The 518-nt window shown below is 18.1% G+C and carries 1 protein-coding gene; it reads right to left on the bottom strand.

Annotated elements, in window-relative coordinates:
* Positions 1-96 precede the first annotated feature (96 nt).
* Positions 97-518: squalene/phytoene synthase family protein (locus tag IE124_RS34520; protein WP_189514100.1), on the bottom strand; the 422-nt coding region annotated here is incomplete at its 5' end.

Here is a 518-nt window from a genome sequence, read left to right as displayed (position 1 = left end):
TTAAATTATTTGGTAAAAAACTTAAATAATAAGCTAAAGATAAACCAGCGCATCCACCTCCTAAAATTAAGATATCTATATCATAGATTTTTTTTTTTAACATATAGATTTAATAATAGTTTTTAGCGTTATAAATATTTTATAATATAAAGATATATAAATACGTTTATAAATCCAATTATATTTAGTATTACTTATATTTATATTTATTTTATAATATATTGAACTAATTATTGTTATAATAATACGATTTATATAATTTAATTTATAAATATTTTTTATACCTTTAATATAATAATATTCTGATAAAAAAAGTAAACGAATAATAGCAGATGAAATTAGTTTATGTTTTTTGTTTATAGGAATATTTGATAAATAAATAATTTCTTTTGCATTTATATTATTAACCCAACATGCTGGTAAATAACGTCTGCCTTTATTAGCATCTTCTAACACATCTCTAGCAATATTAATCATTTGCAAAAAAATACCTAAATTGATAGCATTAATAGTATTAG

The organism is Streptomyces narbonensis (assembly GCF_014649015.1).
Taxonomy (GTDB): Bacteria; Actinomycetota; Actinomycetes; order Streptomycetales; family Streptomycetaceae; genus Streptomyces; species Streptomyces narbonensis.
The sequence above is the reverse complement of the archived record's forward strand: the minus strand, read 5'-3'. Positions and strand labels throughout refer to the sequence as shown.